Annotated in this window: 25 protein-coding genes and 4 pseudogenes; 11 read left to right on the top strand and 18 right to left on the bottom strand. The window is 60.4% G+C overall.

All coding sequences use genetic code 11. The annotated features are described in order from the left end of the window. Positions 1-28 precede the first annotated feature (28 nt). Entirely contained in the window at positions 29-1615 is a 1587-nt protein-coding gene (gene ctaD, locus AC1RQI_RS03000) for a cytochrome c oxidase subunit I (RefSeq protein ID WP_416632942.1), read from the bottom strand. Between the two features lie 31 nt (positions 1616-1646). Further along, positions 1647-2429 (bottom strand): cytochrome c oxidase subunit II, encoded by a 783-nt coding sequence (gene coxB / locus AC1RQI_RS02995; RefSeq protein WP_416632943.1) that lies wholly within the window; start codon positions 2427-2429, stop codon positions 1647-1649. Positions 2430-2700: 271 nt separating this feature from the next. Here coxB and AC1RQI_RS02990 point away from each other — a divergent pair, with 271 nt between their 5' ends. Together AC1RQI_RS02990 and AC1RQI_RS02985 are read left to right on the top strand one after the other, a co-directional pair. Beyond that, positions 2701-3354, top strand: coding sequence for a hypothetical protein (locus AC1RQI_RS02990; protein WP_416632944.1), 654 nt, complete (start codon positions 2701-2703; stop codon positions 3352-3354). A 22-nt stretch (positions 3355-3376) separates the two neighbouring features. Further along, the gene (locus tag AC1RQI_RS02985) at positions 3377-3763 is read left to right on the top strand and encodes a DoxX family protein (protein WP_481903591.1); all 387 of its coding nucleotides are present in this window, start codon (positions 3377-3379) and stop codon (positions 3761-3763) included. Between the two features lie 19 nt (positions 3764-3782). On the opposite strand, the pseudogene AC1RQI_RS02980 reads toward AC1RQI_RS02985, so the two are convergent. Then, positions 3783-3905 (bottom strand): annotated as a pseudogene (locus AC1RQI_RS02980) (IS5/IS1182 family transposase); the annotation flags it as partial. A 311-nt stretch (positions 3906-4216) separates the two neighbouring features. Here AC1RQI_RS02980 and AC1RQI_RS02975 point away from each other — a divergent pair. Both AC1RQI_RS02975 and AC1RQI_RS02970 read left to right on the top strand, forming a co-directional pair. Further along, a complete protein-coding gene (locus tag AC1RQI_RS02975; RefSeq protein ID WP_481903590.1) occupies positions 4217-4867 on the top strand; it encodes a hypothetical protein in 651 nt (216 codons plus the stop codon). Between the two features lie 140 nt (positions 4868-5007). Next, positions 5008-5253, top strand: a pseudogene (locus AC1RQI_RS02970) (IS4 family transposase); the annotation flags it as partial. A 46-nt stretch (positions 5254-5299) separates the two neighbouring features. Here the strand turns inward: AC1RQI_RS02970 and AC1RQI_RS02965 are convergent. From AC1RQI_RS02965 to tnpA, 4 genes are read right to left on the bottom strand one after another with little or no spacing between them, the layout of a single operon-like run. Next, positions 5300-5569, bottom strand: coding sequence for a hypothetical protein (locus AC1RQI_RS02965; RefSeq protein WP_481903589.1), 270 nt, complete (start codon positions 5567-5569; stop codon positions 5300-5302). Beyond that, complete coding sequence (tnpC, locus tag AC1RQI_RS02960; RefSeq protein WP_481903588.1) at positions 5559-7181, bottom strand: IS66 family transposase; 1623 nt, start codon at positions 7179-7181, stop codon at positions 5559-5561. Before tnpC ends, AC1RQI_RS02965 begins: the two co-directional genes overlap by 11 nt. Before the next feature lie 28 nt (positions 7182-7209). After that, positions 7210-7554 (bottom strand): IS66 family insertion sequence element accessory protein TnpB, encoded by a 345-nt coding sequence (tnpB, locus tag AC1RQI_RS02955; RefSeq protein WP_481903587.1) that lies wholly within the window; start codon positions 7552-7554, stop codon positions 7210-7212. Continuing rightward, the gene (gene tnpA / locus AC1RQI_RS02950; protein ID WP_481903586.1) at positions 7551-7841 is read right to left on the bottom strand and encodes an IS66 family insertion sequence element accessory protein TnpA; all 291 of its coding nucleotides are present in this window, start codon (positions 7839-7841) and stop codon (positions 7551-7553) included. The genes tnpB and tnpA overlap by 4 nt, the downstream gene beginning before the upstream one ends. Before the next feature lie 67 nt (positions 7842-7908). On the opposite strand from tnpA, the pseudogene AC1RQI_RS02945 reads away from it, so the two are divergent. Next, positions 7909-8589: pseudogene (locus tag AC1RQI_RS02945) on the top strand (transposase); the annotation flags it as partial. Positions 8590-8813: 224 nt separating this feature from the next. Here AC1RQI_RS02945 and AC1RQI_RS02940 read toward each other — a convergent pair. Together AC1RQI_RS02940 and AC1RQI_RS02935 are read right to left on the bottom strand one after the other, a co-directional pair. Continuing rightward, on the bottom strand, positions 8814-9455 hold the full coding sequence (locus AC1RQI_RS02940) for a hypothetical protein (RefSeq protein WP_481903585.1): 642 nt from the start codon (positions 9453-9455) through the stop codon (positions 8814-8816). Positions 9456-9487: 32 nt separating this feature from the next. Beyond that, on the bottom strand, positions 9488-10051 hold the full coding sequence (locus AC1RQI_RS02935) for a hypothetical protein (protein ID WP_481903584.1): 564 nt from the start codon (positions 10049-10051) through the stop codon (positions 9488-9490). 278 nt (positions 10052-10329) lie between these two features. Here AC1RQI_RS02935 and AC1RQI_RS02930 point away from each other — a divergent pair. Continuing rightward, positions 10330-10550: pseudogene (locus AC1RQI_RS02930) on the top strand (IS4 family transposase); the annotation flags it as partial. Positions 10551-10693: 143 nt separating this feature from the next. Here AC1RQI_RS02930 and AC1RQI_RS02925 read toward each other — a convergent pair. Together AC1RQI_RS02925 and AC1RQI_RS02920 are read right to left on the bottom strand one after the other, a co-directional pair. Then, positions 10694-10957: a YheV family putative zinc ribbon protein gene (locus AC1RQI_RS02925; RefSeq protein WP_416632946.1), complete on the bottom strand. Its 264-nt coding sequence runs from the start codon at positions 10955-10957 to the stop codon at positions 10694-10696. Positions 10958-10974: 17 nt separating this feature from the next. After that, complete coding sequence (locus tag AC1RQI_RS02920; RefSeq protein ID WP_416632947.1) at positions 10975-13026, bottom strand: M3 family metallopeptidase; 2052 nt, start codon at positions 13024-13026, stop codon at positions 10975-10977. Positions 13027-13109: 83 nt separating this feature from the next. Here AC1RQI_RS02920 and AC1RQI_RS02915 point away from each other — a divergent pair, with 83 nt between their 5' ends. After that, the gene (locus AC1RQI_RS02915; RefSeq protein ID WP_416632948.1) at positions 13110-13649 is read left to right on the top strand and encodes a gamma carbonic anhydrase family protein; all 540 of its coding nucleotides are present in this window, start codon (positions 13110-13112) and stop codon (positions 13647-13649) included. A 136-nt stretch (positions 13650-13785) separates the two neighbouring features. Continuing rightward, entirely contained in the window at positions 13786-14244 is a 459-nt protein-coding gene (locus AC1RQI_RS02910) for an Hsp20/alpha crystallin family protein (protein WP_481903583.1), read from the top strand. An 84-nt stretch (positions 14245-14328) separates the two neighbouring features. Here the strand turns inward: AC1RQI_RS02910 and AC1RQI_RS02905 are convergent, their stop codons facing one another. The 7 genes from AC1RQI_RS02905 to AC1RQI_RS02875 all read right to left on the bottom strand — a co-directional run bounded on the left by AC1RQI_RS02905 (position 14329) and on the right by AC1RQI_RS02875 (position 20656). Then, the gene (locus AC1RQI_RS02905; protein WP_416632950.1) at positions 14329-15165 is read right to left on the bottom strand and encodes a flagellar motor protein MotB; all 837 of its coding nucleotides are present in this window, start codon (positions 15163-15165) and stop codon (positions 14329-14331) included. Between the two features lie 12 nt (positions 15166-15177). Further along, complete coding sequence (locus AC1RQI_RS02900; protein ID WP_481903582.1) at positions 15178-15951, bottom strand: motility protein A; 774 nt, start codon at positions 15949-15951, stop codon at positions 15178-15180. Positions 15952-16042: 91 nt separating this feature from the next. Beyond that, positions 16043-16861 carry a shikimate dehydrogenase gene (gene aroE / locus AC1RQI_RS02895; protein WP_481903581.1) on the bottom strand — a complete coding sequence of 273 codons (819 nt, stop codon included), beginning with the start codon at positions 16859-16861 and terminating at the stop codon, positions 16043-16045. Next, positions 16854-17780 (bottom strand): oxygen-dependent coproporphyrinogen oxidase, encoded by a 927-nt coding sequence (hemF, locus tag AC1RQI_RS02890; protein WP_481903580.1) that lies wholly within the window; start codon positions 17778-17780, stop codon positions 16854-16856. Before hemF ends, aroE begins: the two co-directional genes overlap by 8 nt. 33 nt (positions 17781-17813) lie before the next feature. Next, positions 17814-18386 carry an L-threonylcarbamoyladenylate synthase gene (locus AC1RQI_RS02885; RefSeq protein ID WP_481903579.1) on the bottom strand — a complete coding sequence of 191 codons (573 nt, stop codon included), beginning with the start codon at positions 18384-18386 and terminating at the stop codon, positions 17814-17816. 59 nt (positions 18387-18445) lie between these two features. Further along, complete coding sequence (gene dprA / locus AC1RQI_RS02880; protein WP_481903578.1) at positions 18446-19603, bottom strand: DNA-processing protein DprA; 1158 nt, start codon at positions 19601-19603, stop codon at positions 18446-18448. A gap of 30 nt (positions 19604-19633) precedes the next feature. Beyond that, positions 19634-20656 (bottom strand): LysM peptidoglycan-binding domain-containing protein, encoded by a 1023-nt coding sequence (locus tag AC1RQI_RS02875; protein WP_416632957.1) that lies wholly within the window; start codon positions 20654-20656, stop codon positions 19634-19636. Positions 20657-20848: 192 nt separating this feature from the next. On the opposite strand from AC1RQI_RS02875, the gene def reads away from it, so the two are divergent. The 3 genes from def to rsmB are packed head-to-tail and all read left to right on the top strand — an operon-like array spanning position 20849 to position 23624. Further along, positions 20849-21355: a peptide deformylase gene (def, locus tag AC1RQI_RS02870; RefSeq protein ID WP_416632958.1), complete on the top strand. Its 507-nt coding sequence runs from the start codon at positions 20849-20851 to the stop codon at positions 21353-21355. Positions 21356-21369: 14 nt separating this feature from the next. Beyond that, on the top strand, positions 21370-22311 hold the full coding sequence (gene fmt, locus AC1RQI_RS02865; RefSeq protein ID WP_481903577.1) for a methionyl-tRNA formyltransferase: 942 nt from the start codon (positions 21370-21372) through the stop codon (positions 22309-22311). Further along, a complete protein-coding gene (rsmB, locus tag AC1RQI_RS02860; RefSeq protein ID WP_416632960.1) occupies positions 22308-23624 on the top strand; it encodes a 16S rRNA (cytosine(967)-C(5))-methyltransferase RsmB in 1317 nt (438 codons plus the stop codon). Before fmt ends, rsmB begins: the two co-directional genes overlap by 4 nt. The last annotated feature ends 10 nt before the right edge of the window (positions 23625-23634 follow it).

Raw genomic sequence — 23634 nt, 5'->3', positions numbered from 1 at the left:
CGGTTACCGTTGCTCCGGACCGCCGGGGTCAGTCGACCCGCGGCGGCTGCTCAAAGGTGTGGTAGGGCGCCGGAGACGGAACCGTCCACTCCAGACCCTCCGCGCCTTCCCAGGGCTTGGCCTCAGCCTTGCGACCGCTCTTGATCGCCCGGTAGACGATGACGAGCAACAGCAGCTGACTGGCACCGAACAGGAAGGCCCCCACGGTCGAAATCTGGTTGAAGTTGGCGAACTGGATCGGGTAGTCCGCATAACGCCGCGGCATACCGGCAAGGCCCAGGAAGTGCATAGGGAAGAAGGTGATGTTCAACCCAATGAACGACAGCCAGAAATGGGCCTTGCCCAGCGCCTCGCTGTACATACGGCCGGACCACTTGGGCAACCAGTAGTAGACGGAGGCGAAGATGGCGTAGATCGCACCCGGGATCAGGACATAGTGGAAGTGGGCCACCACAAAGTAGGTGTCGTGATACTGGAAGTCCGCCGGGGCAATGGCGAGCATCACGCCCGAAAGCCCACCCACGGTGAACAGCACCACAAAGCCGATGGCGAACAGCATGGGCGTTTCGAAGCTGATGGAGCCACGGAACATGGTGGTGATCCAGTTGAAGATCTTAACCCCGGTGGGCACCGCGATGATCATGGTCGCGTACATGAAGAACAGCTCGCCGGGCAGCGGCAGGCCGACCGTGAACATGTGGTGCGACCAGACCAGGAACGAAAGGATCGCGATGGCGGCCGTGGCGTAAACCATGGAGGTGTAGCCGAACAGCGGCTTACGCGAGAAGGTCGGAATGATCTGGGAGATGATGCCGAAGGCCGGCAGGATCAGGATATAGACTTCGGGGTGACCGAAGAACCAGAAGATGTGCTGGTACAGCACCGGATCACCACCACCGGCGGCATCAAAGAAGGCGGTACCGAAGTGGATGTCCATCAGCATCATGGTGACCGCGCCCGCCAGTACCGGCAAAACAGCAATCAGCAGGAAGGCGGTGATCAGCCAGGTCCACACGAACATGGGCATCTTCATCAGGGTCATGCCGGGGGCACGCATGTTGATGATGGTAGCGATGACGTTGATCGCCCCCATGATCGAGGAAATCCCAAGAACGTGGATGGAGAAGATGAAGTAGGTGGTGCTGTCCGGTCCGTAGGTGGTGGACAGCGGTGCGTAGGCCGTCCAGCCAAAGTTGGGCGCGCCGCCGTCCATGAAGAGCGTGGACATCAGGATCAGCGAGCCGGTGACCAGGAGCCAGAAACTCCAGTTGTTCATCCGGGGCAGCGCCATATCCGGAGCCCCCACCATCAGGGGGATCATCCAGTTGGCGAGCCCCACAAAGGCGGGCATGACCCCCCCGAAAATCATGATCAGACCATGCATGGTGGTCATCTGATTGAAGAACGCGGGCTGCACCATCTGCAGGCCCGGCTCGAACAGCTCGGCACGGATCACCATGGCCATGGCGCCGCCCGCGAGGAACATCGCGAACGAGAACACCAGGTACATGGTGCCAATGTCCTTGTGGTTGGTGGTAAACAACCACCGTCCAATCCCCTTGGCGGGGCCGTGATCGTGGTGATCAGCGGCGTGAGCGTCTGCAACCGCACTCATGATGAACCCCCGTTACTCAAACGCTGAATACTTAACCGTCTTCGCCGGTTTGCTCGGCGACCCATTCACGGTATTCGTCTTTCGGCACCGCCTTGACCTCAACTGGCATGAAGGCGTGCCCCTGGCCGCACAGCTCAGCACACAGACCGTGATAGGTGCCGGGCTCCTGGATCTTGGTCCAGTTCTTGTTGATGAAGCCGGGAATCGCATCCTGCTTCCAGCCGAATTCCGGGACCCACCAGCTGTGGATCACATCATTGGAGGTGATCAGGAACCGGATCTTGGTATCAACCGGAAGGACCAGCGGATTGTCCACGGAATAGTTGTAGTCGTCGCTCTTTTGGATCAGGTCCTTGCGGGCATCGCGCGGCGTGTCCTGGGAACTGAAGAAGCTGATGTCTTCATCCATGTATTCGTACTGCCAGCGCCACTGGTAGCCCGTGACCTTGATTTCCATCTCCGCATCAGAGGCGTCGTACATGTCGACCAGCGTCCCCGTTGCCGGGATGGCCATCATGATCAGGATGAGGAAGGGAATTATGGTCCAGATGATCTCCACGGTGGTATTTTCGTGGAAATGGGCCGGTTCCGCCCCTTTGGAATGGCGATAGGCCAACACGGACCAGAGGATGGCCAGAAAAACACCAACGCCGATCACAACGCAGATCCAGAACACCCACATGTGAATGCCGTAGATTGTGTTGCTGATGGAGGTGACACCTTCAGGAAGGTTGACGCCCCAATCGGCAAAGGCGCTGGATGGCGCCGTTACAGCAGTCGCCAGGGCACCGGCACGCAGGGCCTGCACGCTCATACCTCGTCTCCAACAAGAATTGTGTTTCGGGCCCGCATGCTTTGCGGCCGGGCTGTGGCGTCGCTCCCGGAAGCACGCGGGCAATGTCCGTCTGAGTCTCTAACGCAAAGTTACGCAGAGTTTATCGTTTTTTGCGCACATGACAACCGTCAAGAACTTATTCTAGCGTGTCGGGCTGGCGGCGACCACCTGCCGGGCAGCGCGCGCAAACTCGGCTACACTGTGAAGAGTTGCGCCCCGCTGCGGTCCATCCACCAGTGCTGTACGGTCCATGACACCGGAGTCCATCACCCAGATCATCACACAGGCTATTGACCGGGAATCCGCCACCGGACACTTCCGGGAACGGCTTGATGCCAGGGCCCAGGACCTGCATGGGCTGTTCGAGGTGGATGCGGAGGACCCGGCAGCGGCACTCCATAACTTCACCCGCGAATACGTGGAGATGACCCCGGGTGTGATCCACTGTGTTCAGGTTTGCGCCCAGCGTGCCGGTGTTGAGACGCTTTTCCAGCCCTTTATTGAGACAGCCACGGGCTACTTCGCGCACCCTTCTGTACTGCTGGCGGGCTATGAGGGCCTGGAAGGGCTCCTGTTCAAGGCCTATCAGTGCCACCGGCTGATGGAAGAGATGTACGAGAACAACCGCTCCTTCCGCAACAGCAACCTGCTGGAGCCGGAAGCCACCCAGGCGAACCTTCTCGTGCACCACCTCATCGGTGAGCCTTTTGCGAATGAACTCGATCAGGCCATACTGATCACCGTGCGCCAGATCGTCGGCTCAGGTGACTATTACAGCCTCGATCTGGCGCCCTTTGTCGCCCAGGCCAGTGACGAGGCCTGGGACTGGATGCGTGAATACTGGACCAATCTGCTGGCACGGAACGGGATCCACTTCCGGTTCTCGTTCCGCTCGGCACTGTAACCCATCAAACAGGGAGCGCTTAGTGCTCAATCAACCGGACCTTGCCCGTCTCATGCTGCGTCTGGCGCTGGGTTTTCTGATCCTGCTGCACGGCATCAGCAAGCTGATCAACGGGATCGGACCGATCGAAGACCTTCTGGCGGCCCACAACCTGCCGGTGTTACTGGCCTGGGGCGTACTCATCGGCGAGATCCTCGCCCCGGGCATGCTGATCCTGGGCATTCACACCCGTGTCGCGGCGATATTGATCGCGGTCAACATGCTGTTCGCCTTCGTACTGGCACACCAGCATCAGGTGCTGGCGCTCAAGGCCAACGGGGGGTGGGCCCTGGAACTCCAGGCCCTGTTCCTGATAAACGCGCTCGCCATACTGCTGCTTGGGCCAGGCCGTTACCGGGTCCATTCATAAGTAGATGTCAGGTCACGGAATACCATTGGTTGCCTTTGCGGGTCTGGTGCATTTCCGGGTCCCGCTTGCCAGAGCTATGGTTGGTCGAGCTGGGCGCGGAAATGATGCTGGCATCAGCGATGCTGCCTTCGTGCAGCATCAAGGCCCCGGCGCTCCAGGCGCTTGTTCACTTCCTTGACAGACACCGCCTAGGCCTCCGATTTATGCCGGCGGTTGGGAGTGACTTTTAGCAGCCTCCACAAGTGGATCAGGCACTACGTCTTTACATGATTCGCTTTTGCATATTGTTTTAGCCAAACCTGAATACTTTATAACTATCAATATATTTTTTACCATAAAAAATAACACTAAAATCTCCGTTGACAAAAATATTTTTTGGTTAAAAACTGAAGTCGAGCTTTTAGATAAAGCTCTCGTTTCACGACAAATTGTTATGCAAATAGGGAGGTTATAATGACAACTCGTATTATGACATTCATAATGGCTACTATGCTGGTTTTCTGGGCCCCAACATCTATTTCAGAAGAAAAAAAAATTACTGTTACTGATAGCAAAGGAAAATCCCACACAGTTACTCAAAAGACACAGCGCATCGGAAATAACAAGAGAATAATTATCCCTGGAAAGCGTTCGGAGAAGCTAAAATCAATTCATAAAGATATCTGTAATTCAATGGGTGGAAAAGACATAACAGATCAAGGAATAACGACTTTATCAGGGTCAGCAGTAGACGCTGTTACGTGTCATATCCCGAAAAGCAATTCTAAAAAAAGAAACAAAAATAAAACTATAGATAAACAATCCTTTCTTTTCCCTCCAGCACTTGATATTTATCCACCCCACGGTACTGTTCAGACTGGCGAACGTTTTCGGGTAAATGGGTACTTTAAGTATGCAACTGACGAGGGAGGACGTTTTAATTCCAAGATGACTGCTGACGGTTGTGGAGCCTCTAAGGGAGGCATGGCTCCCGCTGACGCAGAGGGTGAAATTGCAATGAGCGTACTTTGTCAGGCATTTGAATCCGGAAGTTACACTACTTCCCTTAAAGCATGCATACCTGGGCTATGCGCTTCCGGAAAAGGCCTTATTACAGCCCAATAACGTCATTTCCCCGGAGCTTAGCAGTCCCGGGGGTATTCCAATGCCATCAACTTAATACATTTTCCCAAAAATATCATATAATTAAGGCTCACTAACCGGAACGGGAGACACGGTTTTGAGCCAACAACACGACCCAGCGGTTGACATCAGCCCCCAATCCTTGCTTACAAATCGTACAAAAAGTAACCAGCCTGCTTGATTGCTCTGACTTTATTGCTACCCCTCGGCATAAAGCGACCGATTTCACGCGAAAACGCTGCCTGAGTTTCCGCAACCTGATTCTTTTCCTGCTCAACCAGCCCAACAGCACCCTTCAGACCGAGCTGGATCAGTTATTTCAAACGCTTCACCAATCGCCGCTCGAAAGCCAGAGCGTCACCGCGCAGTAAGCGTTCATTCCAAGACGTGGTAGACGCATCCCAGGCAAGCTGATCACTTCACCTCATTAAGCGGCTTCAGTAATTCCGGCGAGACCTTGTACTGTTTGGTGCCGTCTTCGGCGAGCACGATCACGCTCTTGCGGTTGATCTTGGTGACGATGCCAAACGCCGGTCCCTCGCGAGTCTCGAAGGTCACCTTGAGCCCGACGCGCATCTGGCTCAGCGCCTGCAAGTTTTCCTGCTCTTTGAGTTCATCGATACGCTGGCAGATAGCCTCGTTGAGCTCCAGCAACTGATCGAGGGTCATCTCATCAATGCGCATCGGCGACAGGCTCCGGTTGTCTGTGCGGGTGGCGTGAGTCGATCAGCGAGCGTAGCGGCTGGTCAGCGTAGTGCGTCTTCCACAGCCGCGGCGTCAGTTTCGCCGCCTCTCGGGCCGGATGCTGGCTGATGCGCTGCAGCACGTCCACCAGATAGGTGTATGGATTGATGTCGTGCAGTTTGCAGGTGCTGATCAGGCTCTGGATGAGGCCCAGGTGCTCGGCGCCGAGTTCCGTCCAACAGAACATCCAGTTCTTCTTGCCCATGGGAATGGGGCGCAGGGCCCGCTCCAGGTGATTGGTGTCCGGTTGTACGTCTGGATCTTCCAGGAACACGGTGAGGCTCGCTTCGCGCCTGATGACGTAGTTCAGGGCTTTGGTCAGCGCCTCACTGGGCAACAAGCCGCCGCGCTCCAGTTGAGCTCGGCACCACTGGAAGAACTCGTGGACCACGGGTTTGGAGTGTGACAACCGATACTGGCGTTTTTTCTCGCCATTGAGCTTCTGAGCGCGGATCGTGTCTTCGTGGTGATACAGCTGGGCGATCTGCTGTAGCGCCTCGCTGGCCTGCGCCGGGTACTCGTTCTGGGCCTCAATGAAGTAACGCCGGGCATGCACCCAGCACTGGGCATGGGTGACGCCTTCCTGTGCCGCGGCATAGCGGGCGTAGGCGGCGTAGCCGTCGCTGATCAGCGTGCCGGTGAACTGCTCGCTCAGCACCCGTTCGATGTGGCCACGCCCCCGGCTGTTCGAGTAGGTGAACACCACCTCATCGTCATCGCCGTACAATGGCCAGAACCAGCCGGCTTTCATTTTGCCTGGCTTGGAGCCGGCCCGGCCCCGGTGGCCGGCTTTAATCGGCGTCTCGTCCATGGCCAGCACCCGACTGCGCAGTACGTTGTCGGTCTGGGCATCGACGATGGGGCGCAGCAGATCGATGGCCCGCTTGACCAGGTTGGTCAGCGTGCTGCGGCTGACGGTGACCCCGGCCTGCTGAATGCGCTGGTGCTGGCGATACAGCGGCAGGTGGAACTGGAACTTGTCCACCAGCAGCCCGGCCAACAGGCTGACATCGGCCAGGCTGTTGTCGAGTACATTAGACAGCGCCGGGGCGGTCACCGGCTTCTCGGTGCCTTTGCGACGGAACACCGGGCGTTCGCACTTGAGCACCACATAGCTGGCCGCTCGCTGGGCCAGCCGATAAGTGGTCTTAGTGCCGATGACGTCGTACTGGTCGGCGTCCGGGCCGGTCAGTTCCGGTGGCAGGTGCTCAACGACTTCCACCGGCACATCGGCGCTAAAGCGCAGCCCGGTGTCGTTGAGGCAGTCATCGTCGCGCTGCTTCTTGCCGGTGCCCCTCTGATAGGCCCTAACCGTTCGCTTGTCATCCTCGGGCCGCTTCTCCGGCTGAGGCGCCTCATCCGAGTCGAACAGCCGGCTCTGCTCGGGGATGTCGTAGACCTGCTTCTCGGACTTGGGACCGAAAAGCTGCTTCTTGAACCAGTCCAGCTGGCGTTGCATCCCCTGAACCTGATCGCGCAGCAGCGCGTTCTCCTCGGCCAGGGCCGAGTGAGACGGTGCGTTGGATTCAGGGGTGCAAGCGGTTGATTTCATGGGCGCCATTATACCGGACTCCAGCCGCTTACGCTGCTCCAAAGCGCTTGAATCGACGAACTTTTTCCACCTCGATGCCATCGATCAGCAGCTGCAGATCCGCCAGGGTCAAGGCCCGCTGGCCAGACGCTGATGGACGCACCTGGAACTGGCCCCGCTCCAGGCGCTTGGCCCACAGGCAATAGCCGGTGCGACTGAAGTAAAGCATCTTCATCTGGGTCTTTCGCCGGTTGATGAAGACAAAGTACTGGCCGCTCAGTGGATCGTGATTGAGCTGATTGCGCACCAACGCGCTCAGCCCCCGGAAGGACTTGCGCATATCGGTGGGCTCGGTGCACAGCCAGATCCGGGCCTGGCTATCGAGCCCGATCATCCGTTCTGGCTCAGCCGCAGTTCAACGCCATTGCCCAGGCTCAGCACAATATTCCAGCCCGATCCGGAAGATGACGATGCGCCCATCAATGAAGACAGATCCACAAAACCCGCCTCAGCGGAACCGGCGGACTCGCCAACCGGCACATCACACAGGCGTTTACGCCAATTGCAGAAGCTGGCATAACCGATGCCCTGTTGCTTACAGAACTGCATGGCGGACAGGCCGCTGTCGCGCTGCTGATCAACCAGGGCCTGCCATTGTTCAGGAGTGCGGCGCTTGCTCATGGGAGTAACCTCATATTGGAGAATTTGAGGCTACTGTAGGGCGCTATTCGCTGGAGTGGCAGGGTGTCTTAGAATGAACGCTTACACCGCGCAGGCGTTCAGCAAGGCCCGGAACAAGCTGAATCCCTCAGCGCTGGTGGCTCTGAATGACGTGCTCCAGCGCCAGCTTGAGCAACAGCGGCTGCGCCGACGCTGGCAGGGCTCGATGGTTCACCTGCCACTGGAATCACACCAGGCCCAACATTTTGGCAGCCACAGTGGCTTGCCCGTGGCGCGTCTTTCGACACTGTACGATCTATGCGACAACCAGACCCTGCACGGGCTGCTGGTGCCCACGGACGTGGATGAGCGCGGATGCGCTGCGCTGCATCTTGACCACGCCCCGGACAACAGCCTGATCGTTTTTGACCGCGGCTATCCGGCCCATTGGCTGTTTGGCGATCTGCGCCGGCGCAACCAGCATTTTCTGATGCGCCTGAGCACCGGCTACAACCAACAGGTGAACGACTTTGTCGCCTCCGGCGAGTCCGAGGCAACACACCAGTTCAGCTGCACCAATTGGTTGTCACGAAAGGTCTGTGAACAATCCGGTGTGGACCCGGACACCGTCGTCGCCATGCGGTTGATCCGGGTGACGCTGACGAGCGGCGAAGTGGAAGTGCTGGCAACCTCGCTGCCCGATACCGACTATCGGCGGCTAAAACAGACCCTGAAGCTGGAAAATTTCAGCGGGCGCTCGGTCATTGCCCATTATAGTCGCGAGTCCACGACTTCGCCGTGCCTGGCCGTTGTCACACCGGGTACGCTGAGCGCGGATATAGCTTGCTGGTGGGGGTGGTTTTGCTTAAGTTGATGGCATTGGGAGTTCAAAAGGTGTAGGTTGCCGAACCACTATGCTATACCTCGCTGGGTGAAAAGGACGATTTGTTATAACATAGTGAGCTCACGAATTACCCAGACAGAACACTAGGATTAGTCGCACCGCCACTGATTCAGCTTTTTTTCGATAAATTCGTCGATTTCCTCGTGAAGATGAAGGTTCTCCTCGTCGATCTCGTAGTCAACACGTAGAGGACCGGTCCTCAGGTAGAGCCTGTCGCATTCAAACCTTACGGGTCTGTCCTCCAACGACATTCGAGTGCAGACTCCCCATTTCTTGTATGTTGCGCCGTCCTTTTCTAGGACTTTCAGCGGCTCGAGAGGTAGGGGGGGCTGGTCCTGAATAAACAGATCCGGGGAAGCTTTCATCCTGACGAAGGATTCCGGACTATCAACTTCCAGCGACTTTTCAGAGACAGGATACAGCGATAAATAGAGCCCCTGAGACCGGACGTCATCACCATCCATAACCTTTTCTTTGTAGCCCTTTATGTTTATACCCACTTCCTCACGGTCTATTGACGCACTAACATCGTAGCCTTCTGACTCATCATAGAGATGGGCATCCGAAGGAGGAACAGAGGGTAACGGAACCGCATAGGCCTCTGGGATACAGATGTCAGTGTCCTCGAGTGTGTACACGCTGCCAATCCCGGCAGTGACCTTGATGACCCATGCTACCCCTACTAGTAGAACAGCCAGTAAAGGCGTAGTAAGGATTTTGGTAGTGGACATCCGTTTCTCCAGCTCCTTCGCTATAGGGGTGCTCACGGTTCCGGATCACAGTCGTGACAGTACATCCAGCCATAGAGTTTGAATTCCCACTCATTAGGAATCAGCTTGAACCAGGTTCCGCCATAATATTGACCAGGGATGCCTTCGTCTTCAAAAACACCATGATGGTACTGTGCCAATTGTTTCAGACTTAAACGACCGGGATGTTTTCCAGTATTGGTCAAGTGATCAACATTCACCTTTCTGCTGTGCTGTCTCGCAATCTGAACGCCGATCTCTTCAATTTTCTTCCGCTCATCGCCTTCAAACCCGGCTTCTTTCAAGCCAAGTCTGAGATTCACGATCGTGGAATCGGCCATAAAGGTCCAGTACCGGTAACCACGGTGATTCCAGTACTCTTTATCGCCGTAGGCGATCACGCTTCTCACTTTATGCGGATTGTCGCACCACAGGGCATACCCGATCCGGGCAATAGGGTCCCTTTTGGCCACCCGGCTTCGCCAGAACCGCTCCAGATTTTCCTGGCGGTTTTCGGGGTTGGATTTCGCGTTCTGAAGGTAAAGGCGTTCCTGGGGCGTTATCTTGAGGTCTGGCATCGCAATGTCCTTATCAGCGTCATGGCTCAATCGTCCTTATTGAGATTGGAGAAAGTTGGGCGCTTACCCACCATGAAAGATCATAAGCAGGCCTTTCTCGCCCGTCAAGAGCGGTGTGATTCGATAAATAAAGAACGATTTGCTTAGGTATTTGTAAATGGCCATTTATTCTGACCCACCTTTGGCCAATAAAATTGACCCACAATTCATCCCGTTTTATTCATCAGCCCCGGCGGATCCGGGTCGGAGCTGCTCTTTCGCTTGAATCGCCCATCCTTGGGCGCTCGGTCACGGCCGTGCTTCAGGACTTTCACGCCCAACTGCTGCTGAAAAACCTCGCCATGCTGAAGCAGCACTCGCAGCAGCCGCGCATCGAGCGCCAGAACCAGCACCGCCAATGGCGCTGCAAAGCCAACTTCACCCAGGGCGTGTCGCGGCTCAAAACACGCTCGTGGCGCTTGTGCTCGAGCCCTGTGCCGGGCCCTGGCGCGTCTGCTGATGCGAAAAAGTCTGCACGTCCAGAGCCTGTCGTCTCCGTCGAGGCGCAGCCGATCATCCACTCACCAGGCCGGGCCGTTGCCGAGTCCACTCATAAGGAGAGCAGCGTAAGAAAACCCGGCACACCTTCTGTCCGGCCCATGATCAGTGAGGATCCCCCGAGCCCGAGGGCAGGATCCGTACCGGCTGGGGGGTATCATCCTTTCTGGGCGGGTCGGATTCCGAGGGCTCTACCCGGGTCTTGAGCGCCTCCGAGGCCGGGGTCATGTCCGCCGCCTCCGGCTGGCGGTCCTCGAAGCCGCAATCGACGCATTCGCGAAACGTCCCCTCATCCGTCGTAAACATCACAATCCGGTCCATGGCACTACAGCGGGGGCAGACAGCCCCGGCGATGAAGCGCTTCTTCACTCTGGATCTCCCGCGGCTCAAGCCGCACTGTCCGGTTGCACAATACCCGACTGACGCAGCAGCGGTTCTTCGCTGGGCTCACGCCCCCGGAAGGCTCGATAGAGCTCCGCGGGCGCACGCGAGCCGCCTTTTTCGAGGATGTTCTCACGGAAGGCCCTGCCGGCTTCAGGATCAAAGATCCCTCGCTCCTCGAACAGCGAGAAGGCATCCGCCGCCAGCACTTCGGCCCACTTGTAGCTGTAATAGCCCGCAGCATAGGGTCCGGCGAAGATATGCGCGAACGACTGGGGGAAACGGTTGAACGACGGCGGATGCACCACGGCGACCTGATTGCGGACTTCCGTCAGCAGCGCCAGCGGATCCACCGGGTTGGCCGGGTCGTACTCGCTGTGCAGGCGGAAATCGAACAGCGAGAACTCCAGCTGGCGCACCATCTGCATGCCACTCTGGAAGTTGCGCGCCGCCAGCATCCGCTCAAGCATGTGATCGGGCAACGGCTCGCCGGTTTCATAATGGCCAGCGATCAGCGCCAGCGATTCTCGATCCCAGCACCAGTTCTCCAGGAACTGGCTGGGCAGCTCCACAGCGTCCCAGGCCACGCCGTTGATGCCGGAAACATCCGCCACGTCCACCTGTGTCAGCATGTGATGCAGGCCATGGCCGAATTCGTGGAACAGCGTCACCACCTCATCGTGGGTCAGCAGCGCGGGCTGGTCCCCCACCGGCGGTGTGAAATTGCAGGTCAGGAAGGCCACCGGCAACTGGACGCTGCCGTCATCATGGCGCCAGCGGATGCGGCAATCCGCCATCCAGGCGCCGCCACGCTTGCCCTGACGCGCATAGAGATCCAGATAGAAGAAGGCCAGGGGCTGGCCGCCGCGTTCCATGCGGTAGGCGGCGACGTCGTCATGCCATGCGGGGATACTCTCATCCGCCACAATGCGCACATTGAACAGCTTCTCGACAATGCGGAACAGCCCATTGATCACCCGGTTGACGGGGAACCACGGACGCACCTCTTCCTCTGAAATGCTGAACCGGGCCTGGCGCAGCTTTTCGCCGTAATACCCCAGGTCCCAGGCTTCCAGCGGTTCCGGCCCACCCTGTTCCCGCGCGAAGGCGCGCAGCTGCGCCAGCTCGCGCTCGGCCACGGGCTTGGCGCGCTCGGCGAGCCGGTTCAGGAAGCCCAGCACTTCGTCCTCGCTCGCGGCCATTTTGGTGGCCAGGCTCAGCTGGGCGTAATGGTCGTAACCCAGGAGCTGGGCCTGCTCGTGGCGGCGCTTGAGGATCTCATCGATCAGAGGGCTGTTGTCCCAGCGCCCGGCGTCCGGGCCCTGGTCGGAAGCGCGGGTCGTAAAGGCCTCGTAGACCTCGCGGCGCAGCGCCCGGTTGTCACAGTAGGTCAGCACCGGGTAGAAGGAGGGAAAGTCCAGCGTGATCACCCAGCCCTCGAGTCCACGCTGCTGTGCCGCCTGGCGGGCGCTGTCCAGCGCTGTCTGTGGCAGCCCGGCAAGCTCGGATTCGTCGGTTACATGGCGGTACCAGTTCTGGGTGGCATCCAGCACGTTGTCGCCAAAGCGGCTCTCCAGATCCGCCAGTTCCTGGGAGAGCGTTGCAAAACGCGCTTTTTGCTGTTGTGGCAGATCCACGCCACCCAGCCGGAAATCACGCAGGGTCTGGCGGATTGCTTCCTGCTGGTCCTCATTGAGCCGTGTGAATTCATCGCTGGCCGCCAGGCGCTTATAGGCCTCGCACAGCGCTTCGTTCTGACTGATCTCAGAACTGTATTCGGTGATCTTCTGCAGACAGCGCTTATGCACCTCGCGGATCGCGTCATCATTGATCACGCTGTTGAGATGGGCGATCACGGCCCAGGCGTTGTTAAGGCGATCATCCAACGCCTGCATCGGCTGAGCCAGGCTGGCCCAGGTTGGCGCCTGCTGGTTGGCCAGCTCCGCCAACTGTGCCCGGTTCTCCTTCAGAATCCGGTCGATGGCCGGTTCCATATGCTCGATATCAATGGCATCGAACTTGGGCAGCTGGTCCTGCGCCAGCAGAGGGTTGTTCATGGAACGTCTCCTGCGTGTGACCTTGAGCCAATCATAATGACATACTTCCGCAAACCACCCGAAGTTCAGATGGAGGTACCACTGTGACCCGGATCCGCAGCCATAAGGCGTATCATCCCCAGCTCGGTGACCGTGTGTGGGTTGACCCAACGGCCACCGTCATCGGCGACGTAACCCTGGGCGATGACTGTTCAGTCTGGCCCATGACCGCCATCCGTGGCGATATGCACCGTATCCGCATCGGCAACCGTTGCAGCATCCAGGATGGCTCCGTCTGCCACATCACCCACGCCGGCCCCTATAATCCCGACGGCTTCCCGCTGACCGTGGGCGATGACGTCACCGTGGGGCACAAGGCCCTGCTGCACGGTTGCACCATCGGCAGCCGGGTGCTGGTGGGCATGGGCGCGATCATCATGGATGGCGCCGTGGTGGAGGATGAGGTGATCATCGCCGCCGGCACCCTGGTGCCACCAGGCAAGACCCTGGAGTCCGGCTACCTGTACCGGGGCAGCCCCGTACGCCAGGGCCGAGCCATCACTGACGAGGAACGGGCGTTTTTCACCTATACCGCCAACAACTACGTCAAGCTCAAGAACGAGTTCCTTGTAGAGGCCCCTTGAAAACGCTGCCAGCGTCCACACGTCCGTAATAGGGCGTTAGGGAAGCGGACTGATAGTCCGGCGCCGGTCAGCCACGCTCCCCTGACGAAGCTGTTGTCCCGAATGATTTCAGATTCGTTGAGAGGAGGTGATAACGATGACAGCCATGACTCGCTGGAATCCCTTTGCCGAGTTCGAAGACATTCTCGACCGGTACAACCGTCAACTCGCTAACCGTAATCCGGCCCAGGCCAGTAACGGCAACCGCGAGATCCTGCAGAAGACCGACTGGGCCCCGGCCGTGGACATTACGGAAAACAAGGATGCCTTTGTCATCACCGCGGAACTGCCTGGTATCCGCAAGGAGGACGTGAAGGTTTCGGTCCAGGACGGTGTGCTCACCATTCAGGGTGAACGCAGCTTTGAGAATGCCGAGGATGATGAGCGTCGGCATCGCGTGGAGCGATTCTACGGCCATTTCTCCCGCAGCTTCACACTGCCGGAGAATGTGGACGACGAGAACATCAAGGCCAACTACCACGATGGCGTGCTTGAGCTGACCCTGACCAAGCAGGAGAAAGCCAAGCCCCGCGCCATCGAGGTGGAAGTCAACTGACCCCTCGGGGCAGGACGCCCCATGGTGCTCCGGCGCCGGCCCTGGCCGGCGCCTTTTTTATGGCCCCTTCAAGCCGCTAATGCTTCAACCACCATCGCCGTCGACATCACAGTCCGGCTCATAGATCTCGATCTCCACTCGCCGGTTACGCTCCCGGCCTTCAGGCGTGTCGTTGTCCGCGATGGGCTTGGTTTCAGCGCGCCCCGCCGCTACCACGTTTTCCGCTGGTATGGCCCGGTTAAGCACCAGTTCGTGGACCAGTGACACAGCCCTGGCGGCGGACAGGTCCCAGTTGGAACGGTAACGGTCGCTGACAATGGGTCTGTCGTCCGTGTGGCCTGTAACGATCACCTCGCCGTCACAACGGGCCACAATGTCCACAATATCGTTCACCACCGGGCGGATGCCGGGGATCAGCTCAGCACTGCCCACTGGGAAGGTCGCTTCCTCGTTAAACCGGATGACAACCCGCTGGCGATTAAACCCCACGTCAATCTTTTCCTTGCTGACCGCTTCCTCCATCTCCGAAATCAACATGCTGGCCAGCTGCTCCACACCGGGATGGACATCCGGGCGGGGTGGGGTCGCCGAGCGCTCATCACGCAGTATAGCCTCGCCTTCGGACGGCGCGGCGGGAGCACCCTCCATGGGTATGGGGACATCCTCACTGATGGCGGGCGAATCGGCCTCCTCGTCCGCGAGCCCCTGCGGTTCCGGCAGCTCTCCCGGCGCCATATTGAACGCCTGGACCAGTGACTGGACCATGGCCCGGTACTTTTCCGTATCCATGCTCGAAAACGAGAGCATCAGGATGAAAAACGTCAGCAGCAGCATGAACATGTCCGCCAGGGTGGTCATCCATCCCGGCGAGGTGCTGCTGGTGTTCCCGCCTCTACGCCGGCGCTTTGGAGGCATCGCCATCAACGCCCTCCATCAGGCCTGCTGGTCCTGTTCAAGCCGCTGGCGCGCACTGGGTGAGAGGTACGCCGACAGCACATCCTGCATAACCCGGGGATTCTGGCCCTGCAGGATGTTCTGCATGGAGGTCAGCACCAGGGTCATGTTGCGCTGCTCGTCCTGCATCTTGAGCTGGAGCTTGTCCGCCAGTGGCAGGAAGATCACCTGGCCAATGACCACGCCGTAGAAGGTGGTCAGCAGGGCCACGGCCATGGCCGGACCAATCCCGGATGGGTCTTCCATCTGGTTGAGCATCTGCACCAGCCCCACCAGGGTTCCGATCATACCCAGCGCCGGCGCGGAATCGCCAATGCCCCGGAACACTCTCTCGGCGTTCTCGTAGCGTTCCAGGGTCTGCTGGAACTCATGGGTCATGGCCTCTTCAATGAACTCGGGCGGGTGACCGTCCACCGCCAGCTCAACGCTCTTGGCCAGGAACGGGTAGCGGAGTTCGTAATCCTCCAGCCCAAGGATGCCCTTCTTGCGAACAATCTCCGCCAGGTCCCGGATCTGGAGAATCAGGTCCAAAGGGTCTTCGGTGCGGTCCCGGAAGGCTTCACCAAACGCCATGCGAAAGGCACTGAACACGGAGCTCAGGCGATGCTTGATCAACGTCACCGCCAGCGTCCCCACCACCACGATCAGGAAGCCAGGAATATTGAGAAACGACGCAAGGCCCGAACTGGTCGCAATCGCCGCGACGATGGTGGTGATGCCAACCAGCAGGCCGAGTAATGTCAGAAGATCCATGGCGCCTCACTCCGTGCCCAAACGTCGCGGGAGCACGCTCCCGGTGACACTTCCGTGCTCCCAGCATAGTCCAGATTCAGCGGTCGGGCCTTCACCCCCGCAGTTGAGCGATGACCGGCTGTGTTTCCGGGCGCACGCCCCGCCACTGGTAGAAGGACTCCGCGGCCTGTTCCACCAGCATGCCCAGTCCATCCAGACGCAATGTGGCGCCCTGCTGTCGGGCCCAGGCATTGAAGGCGGTTTCCTGCTGACTGTACATCATGTCATAGCACACGGTGGCCGGGACTATAAGCCCCTCGGGCAACGGCGGCAGCTCCCCCTGGAGGCTGGCGCTGGTGCCATTGATCACCAGATCGAAGGCCCCGTTAAGGGCCTCGAAGGTACTGGCGGCCACGGCGCCGGTATCACCAAACAGATCCCCTAGCCCTTCGGCCCGTGCCAGAGTGCGGTTGGCGATCACCACCTGGGCTGGCGATTCACCAAGCAACGGCTCCAGGACCCCGCGCACCGCGCCACCGGCCCCCAGCACCAGAATGCGGGCGCCAGCGAGGGTCACACCATGGTTGATGCTCAGGTCACGCACGAGCCCGGCCCCATCGGTATTGTCGCCAACCAGGGTTGCATTCCCATCCCGCCAGAGCGTGTTCACCGCACCGGCGCGACTGGCCCGCGGCTCGTGACGACCGGCCATCTCCCAGGCCTGCTGCTTGAACGGTACCGTTACATTCAGCCCCGAACCGCCTTCAGCGAAAAACCGCTCCACGGTGTCGTGAAACCCTTCAAGGGGGGCCCAGAGCCGCTCATAGACCAGGTTATCCCCCGTCTGCTCAGCAAAGGCCCCATGGATGCGGGGCGACAGGCTGTGTTCGATGGGGTTGCCGACCACGGCATAGCGGGCCTGTTCAATCATCCGTCTCCTCCAGCCAGTTGCGCGGTTGCAAGAAGTAGTCACCCAGCCGTGCCTCAGGCGTGCCGGGCTCCGGCTGCCAGTTGTAATCCCAGCGTACCAGTGGTGGCAGCGACATCAGGATGGATTCCGTACGCCCTCCGGATTGCAGCCCGAACAGGGTTCCCCGGTCATAGACCAGGTTGAATTCCACATAACGCCCCCGGCGGTAGAGCTGGAACTGGCGCTCGCGGTCCCCATAGGGGGTGTGGCGGCGTGCTTCCACAATGGGGAGATAGGCCGGCAGGTAACTGTCCCCGATGGAACGCATCAGTTCAAAGCTGTGCTCAAAAGAGTGCTCATTGTAGTCATCGAAAAAGAGCCCCCCGATGCCGCGCTGCTCGGCGCGGTGCTTGAGGTGGAAATAGTCGTCACACCACTGCCGGAAGCGATGCCAGGTCTCGTCGCCAGCGGGCGCGCAGGCGGCACGGGCGGCTTCATGCCAATAGCGGCAGTCTGCCACGAAACCGTAATAGGGCGTCAGATCAAAACCGCCGCCAAACCACCATACCGGAGCCCGGTCGTCGGGCCTGGCAATGAAAAAGCGCACATTGGCGTGGGAGGTGGGCACATAGGGATTCCGCGGATGGATCACCAGCGATACCCCCATGGCTTCCCAGCTGGCACCCGCCAGCTCCGGGCGGCTGGCGGAGGCCGAGGGCGGCAGCTCAGCACCCATGACGTGGGAGAAGTTCACGCCGCCCTTCTCAAACAGGTCACCGTCCTCAATCACGCGGCTGCGGCCGCCCCCACCCGCCTCACGCTCCCAGGTTTCTTCCTGAAAGTCGGCGCTGCCATCCAGCTGGCCCAGGGTGTGGGTAATCCGGTCCTGCAGTTCGATCAGGTACTGGTAGACGGCGTCCGGATCAGGGGTGTTGTTCATGGATACTCCTTGAGGGTTCGCGGGCAAGCGCTGTCAGTCACGCAGAAGGGTACCATCCATGGGGTCGATGATGCGGCTGGGGCGGCGGGCACCGCCCAGGGCGCCGGGAAGGATGCCATCAAGGGCAGCGCCAAAGTGCTGGCTGACCTGCCAGGACCAACGCAGCGGCGGCCCCCCGGCCCGATTACACGAAGTCGAGATCAGCGGCCCTCCAAAAGCCCGGCACAGCCGCCGCACCTGGGGGTGGTCAGGGATCCGTACCGCTACCCGGTGATGGCGCCCGCGTACGCACTGCGGCACTCGCTGCGCGGGATCCGGCAACAACAGGGTGTTCGCGCCCGGCCAGTAATGATCCACCGCCTTCAATACCGCCTTCGGCGCCCCGGTAAGCAGCTCATCCAGCTGGTCTGTATCGGCGGCGACCAGGATCAGGCCCTTGGACCAGGGCCGGCCCTTCAGCGCCAGAATGCGCTCCACAGCTTCCAGGTTCCATGGATCACAGCCGACCCCCCAGACCGCCTCCGTGGGATAGGCCCAGACGCCCCCCCGGCCCAGCGAATCCGCGGCCCGTTCAATATGCCACCAGTCCGGACTCTGTGCCGTCACCGGTTGTCCTCCGCCTTCAGAATCATCAGGCGGAAGTCTATCCATCCGCGAGCCCCGCGTCAGCCCATCCGGCGACGATAGCCACCGGTGGTGGACTCCACCAACCCCTCCATTTCCAACAGCAGCAGGGCCTGGAGCAGATCAGCAGCACCAAGGCCCGTGGCCTGGCAGAGGCTGTCGGAATCCACCGGTTCGTAGGTTACCGCCTCCAGGACCTGATGACTCAGCGGGTCCAGATGGGCAGGGGTGTCCTCGGGGGCCGCTAGCTGTTCCGGCGTCTGCGACAGCGAATCCCAGACACCCAGCTCGGAGACAATGTCGTCCACGGTCTCCACCAGCACCGCCCCTTCCCGGATGAGCCGGTGACAGCCCCGGACACCCGGCTGGTGAATGGAGCCAGGGATGGCAAAGACCTCGCGCCCCTGCTCCATGGCCAGCCGCGCGGTGATGAGCGAGCCACTGCGCAGCCCCGCCTCAACGATAAGAACACCCTGGCACAGTCCGCTGATCAGCCGGTTGCGCTGGGGGAAAAGGTGGGACCGGGCCGGTGTGCCCGGTGGCAGCTCGGACACCAGTAAGCCGTCGGCCTCAAGCATCTGCGCGGCCAGTTTCTGATGGCGGCGCGGGTAGGGACGGTCCACGCCGTTGGCCAGAACCCCCAGGGTGATACCGTTGCCTTCCAGAGCGCCCTGGTGGGCGGCCCCATCAATGCCCAGAGCCAGGCCACTCACCACGCTGAACCCGCCTTCGGCAAGGGCATGGGCAAAGCGCCGTGCATGGTTGAGCCCATCCCGGCTGGCGTGACGGCTGCCAACCATGGCCAGGCAGGGTCGGGCCAGGGCGGCCATATTACCCCGGCAATAGAGTACCGGCGGCGGGCCATGGATATGCCGGAGCACCCTCGGATAGTCGGGATGGCGCCAGTGAATCACCCTTATTCCAAGCCGTTCACACTCCTGCCGGGCATGGGCCAAACGCTGCCCTGTGGCCGGTTCCAGGCCCTGGGCCTGCCAGCCAGTCAGACTCTGGCGGGTGGCCGGGGGCAGTCCGAGGGCCTTGAGGCTGTCCGGCGGCATGGCCAGAACGCGGGTGGGCTCCTCAAGCTGATCCAGAACCGTCTGCCAGTGTTCCGGTTTCATGCCAGGCAGCAGCGCCAGCAGATGATGGGCGTCGCCTGTTTCCGGGTCGGGGAGAGGGGGTCGTTCCATGACCGTCATTGGGGACGTCCTCTGTCTAAAGGGGTTGTTTCAGGGGTTGCGGACCTCGTCCATGACCTCCAGCGGGCGGGTCGCCTGAAGTACCAGTCCGTAGCTGAGCTTGTCATAGGTACGGAACACCATCAGCAGCCCAGCCCTTTCGGACGGCAGGCGGAGCAGGTCGTCGGTCTTCGGATCCCGAGCCTTGTCACCCTGCTTGTAGGCCGCGAGCACATGGCCCGCTTTAAGCCCTTCGCGCTCACCACGGTTGATCACCACCACATTGTACTGACCGATATTGCTGACGCCATCCTCAACATCGATCATCCGCCCCCGAATCTCGTCCTCCGGTGCCCGGGGCTGAAAGCGCGTAGTGATTTCACGCTCTTCAGTCGGCAGCAGCCTGTCTTCCGGTTCAATTTCTTCGCGGCTGGCGGTCAGGTCCACACTCAGAATCTCGCCGTCGATCTCGGCTACACGACCACGTCCCATGGAACGCGCTTCAAGCCCGAGAAACTCACCGGTTTCCGGGTCCACATGCCGGGTACCGCGACGGAAAACCGCCAGGGTTTCGCCACGAGCCCCATCGCCCCTGGCGTAGACCCGGTCTCCCTCGCCAGCGATGACCTGCCCGTCCCGGCCCTGGACGATATAGGGCGCCTGCTCAAGCGTCGCTTCATCAACAATCCGGGTCTTGGAGAGAAAACTCCGGATTTCATCCAGGGGTATGGTGGGAATGGGTGTGTCCAGAGGCGTTGCCTCTACTTCCGGGGAAAGCTTGATCTCCCGGTCCTGGTCCGTCGCGCGGCTCAACCTTGGCTTGCCATCCACCCAGGTCAACTCCAGAACATCACCGGGGTAGATCAGGTGGGGATTCTCCACCTGCGGATTGGCCTGCCAGATCTCCGGCCAGTTCCACGGTTGCTGGAGAAAGCGTGAACTGATGTCCCAGAGCGTATCCCCTGGCTGGACGGTGTATTGTTCGGGATGGTCATCCCGCAGCTGCGTCTTTGCAGTCACCCCGGTGGCGCCCAACCCGACGGCCACCGTGAGCAGAATCGACAGAATCCTCATGCTCGGTTTCCTTGCTGGCTTGTATCGATCGATCGACGTCATCATGTCACCACTATAGAAGAAATAACGCCATTTGCGATCCCGGACCTCCCATCCGGTCCGCCCTGTGCAACGCGATTGTAGGCAGTCCCGTTTGTGCGGCCATCGCCTGATGCGTGATAATGATGGCAGTATCCTCTTCGGAGCACCACCATGACACTCAACATACTGGAATTTCCGGATCCAAGGCTGCGCACCGTAGCGGAGCCAGTGGCATCCGTCGATGACGAGGTGCGTAAGCTGGTCGATGAGATGATCGAAACCATGTATGCGGCCCCCGGCATCGGCCTGGCAGCCACTCAGGTTAACGTGCATCAGCGGGTATTGGTCATCGACCTTTCCGAGGACCAGAGCGAACCGAGGGTGTTCATTAACCCGGAACTTGAGGTGCCGGAGGGCGAGAAAGAGCCCATGCAGGAGGGATGTCTATCCATACCCGGCATCTATGAGGACGTTTCCCGCGTCCAGGCCGTGCGGGTCCGGGCGCTGGATTACCACGGTCAGCCCTTTGAAGAGGAACACGACGGGTTGATGGCGGTCTGCCTGCAGCACGAAGTCGACCATCTCAATGGCAGGCTTTTCATCGACTACCTGAGCCAGCTCAAGCGCAGCCGGATCCGCCGTAAGGTCGAGAAGCAGCAGCGCCAGAAAGCATCCTGAGGAGCCACCCAACCGTGCGCATCGTTTTCGCGGGCACCCCGGATTTTGCAGCGGCCAGCCTCAAGGCCCTGATGGAAGCAGGGCATGAGATTCTTGCCGTCTACACCCAGCCGGACCGGCCTGCCGGGCGCGGCCGGAAGGCACGGCGTGGTCCGGTATCCCAGCTGGCCCATGATCAGGGTCTCCGGATTGAACAGCCGGAGACCCTGCGCAGCGCCGAGGCCCAGGCTAGGCTGCGGGAACTGGCTCCAGACGTGATGGTCGTGGCCGCCTACGGCCTGATCCTGCCCCAGTCCGTTCTGGACATCCCGGATCACGGCTGCCTGAACGTACACGCCTCGCTGCTGCCACGGTGGCGGGGAGCCGCCCCCATTCAGTGGGCCATCGCGGCCGGCGACAGCGAAACCGGCATCAGCATCATGCAGATGGACGCCGGCCTGGATACCGGTGATGTGCTCAGCCGCCACCGGATCACCATCGCGGATGATGAAACCGGCGGCAGCCTGCACGACCGGCTCGCGGAACTGGGTGGCGAGGCGATCACCAGCGTTGTGCACGAGCTCGCCCACGGCAGCCTCAAACCCGAGCCCCAGGATGACCACAGGGCCACCTATGCCCGCAAGCTTGAGCGCAGTGATGGGCGCATCGACTGGCAGGGCTCGGCGCCGTCACTGGCACGGCGTATCCGCGCCTTTAATCCATGGCCCATGGCCCATACCACGGTGGCGGATGAAGCCCTGCGTGTGCTCGATGCGGAACCGGTGAACACGGAAGTGGCGGATGCCGAGCCGGGAACAGTACTTGAGCGCGAACGCTCCGGCGCCCTTGTCCAATGTGGCGAGGGCGTCATCCGCCTGACCCGGGTCCAGCTTGCCGGCGGCCGGCCCCAATCCATCAATGACCTGATCAATGGCGGACGCGCCCTCCTTATCCCCGGTCAGAGGCTGGGTGAATGAGCGCCGCGACAGGGGGCTCCCTGCGCGCCACCGCCACCCGCATCATTCATCAGGTGGTTCACCACGGCCAGTCACTCGGTCAGCTTCTCCCACCAGAGCTTGAGGGGCTCCCGGCAGACGAACGCGGCCGGCTCCAGGACTGGTGTTTCGGCAGCTGCCGCTGGTGGCACCGTCTGAACGCGGAACTGCAGCAGCGGCTGCACAAGCCCCTGCCCAAGCGTCACGGACTGCTGGAATCATTGCTCATCCTGGGGCTCTACCAGCTTCGCCACACCCGGATTGCACCACACGCGGCCATCCACCAAAGCGTTGAAACCACGCGCGAACTCGGTGCCCACCAGCTTACCGGGCTGGTCAACGGCATCCTGCGCAAGAGCCTTCGCGACGGCGAACCCGAGCCGACGTCCGGGGCCGTCCAATACAGCCATCCTGAGTGGCTGGTCGCCAAGCTCAGCGCCAACTGGCCCGACCACTGGCAAGCCATGCTGGCGGCCAACAACCGTAAGCCGCCCATGACCCTGCGTTTCCATCCCGGGCATCATGACCAGGCGTCCGCTCTGGCGGCTCTGGCTGACGCCGGACTGAGTGCCCACCCGGGCGAACTCGCCGCGCACGCCCTGCAGCTCGACGAAGCCTGCCCGGTCACGCGTATTCCCGGTTTTGACGAGGGCCATTTCAGCGTCCAGGACGAGGCCGCCCAGCTGTGCACCCAGCTGCTTGAGCTGGCACCGGGCCAGCGGGTACTGGATGCCTGTGCTGCCCCTGGCGGCAAGACCGGCGCCATCCTGGAGCAACAACCCGATCTCGGGGCCATGGTGGCACTGGATTCGGATCGCGAACGTCTTGGCAAGATCACGGAAAACCTGGAACGCATTGGAACCAGTGCCCGCCTGGTGGCCGCGGATGCCGCGGACCCCGACAGCTGGTGGGATGGTACCCCTTTCGACCGCATCCTGCTGGATGCCCCCTGCAGCGGCACCGGCGTCATTCGCCGTCACCCGGATATCAAGGTGCTGCGCCGCGAAGGCGACATCCGCGAGCTGGCGGACACCCAGTTGCGCCTGCTTGAAGCCGCCTGGCAAACCCTCGCCATGGGTGGCCGGTTGGTCTATGCCACCTGCTCTGTGCTACAGCAGGAAAATTCGCGTATCATTCAGCGCTTCATCAACGGCCACATGGATGCCCAACTGGTTCCGCTGACGGTGGACTGGGGCATCGAGACCGGTTACGGTCGCCAGTTGATCACGGGGGAGCGGGCACAGGATGGCTTTTTCTATGCCTGTCTGGACAAGAACCCGGCCCATTGGGTCTGACGGATCCGGC

The sequence above is a fragment of the Salicola sp. AFF1 genome (genome assembly GCF_056783195.1).
Note: the sequence above shows the minus strand (reverse complement) of the source record. Positions and strands in the feature narration are given on the sequence as shown.